This window comes from Neobacillus paridis, assembly GCF_016765675.1.
GTDB classification, from domain to species: domain Bacteria; phylum Bacillota; class Bacilli; order Bacillales; family Cytobacillaceae; genus Neobacillus; species Neobacillus paridis.
Genome location: NZ_JAESWB010000215.1, coordinates 1 through 876 on the forward strand (window position 1 = coordinate 1; position 876 = coordinate 876).

An 876-nucleotide genomic window follows, 5' to 3' on the forward strand; every position below is an offset into this window, starting at 1 on the left:
AAACTTCTAATGCTTTCTACATAACTTGTGCAAATCTTATCGGTGGATGCTGTGTTCAGATCCGCATGAAGATATTTCAAGCCATTCTGAGTGGCAACGCCGAGATAAAGCTTGAAATTTATTCCTGCAGTGAATATTCCTTCCAACGCAGCTTTCAGTTCTTCGATGTTTTTCATCATTTATGGTTTTATGGATAATCTTGCAAAATAAATTTTTTTATCGAGAGGTATGTAATTAATCGAATCGCCTTCTTCGATTTCTTCAATTGAAATAAGAATATAATCCTTATTATCAATTTTTGCTCCAAAAATTTTGAAGCCTAGCAATGATAATGTCGGATTTGCATAAAACAAATTCGTTCTTACGTATATGGCTCCTAGTATAAATAGCGTTATTCCCAAGTTGATTGTTTCGCGAATATTGTTTAGGCCAAAACCGACTAACGGAATAACATAGGTTGCTAGAAATACTAAATGCTCAGCGCCTTTGTTTTCAACGTCAGTAACAATTTTTGGTCCGTCTTTGGCGCCGTCTATCAGATATTTAAACCGGATATAAAAAAGGACGGATATGCCTAAAAGAATCAGGCAAATAATCGGAAGGTAATTGCCCTGCACGATTAAAGAAATTTCACTGCGACCGGCGAAATCGCATTTCAAGCAAATATTAACATTTTCAAAATCAATTTTATTAACAATAACCAAGAGAAACAAAAGCCATAAGGATAGAAGGTACATCCCTATTTTATGCGATCTGCCTACTCTTTCTGATGTGACATTCATTGCACAATCCTATCTAACTGTATATATATACAGTATAATCTATTATCTTACATATTATGTTATTGATGAATTTTGGCAATAATACCGGATCAGT

General features: G+C 34.2%; 1 protein-coding gene. It reads right to left on the reverse strand.

The genetic code is table 11. The features are described 5' to 3' along the window. Positions 1-179 precede the first annotated feature (179 nt). On the reverse strand, positions 180-782 hold the full coding sequence (gene kwaA, locus JK635_RS15090) for an anti-phage protein KwaA (protein WP_202654795.1): 603 nt from the start codon (positions 780-782) through the stop codon (positions 180-182). Positions 783-876 lie beyond the last annotated feature (94 nt).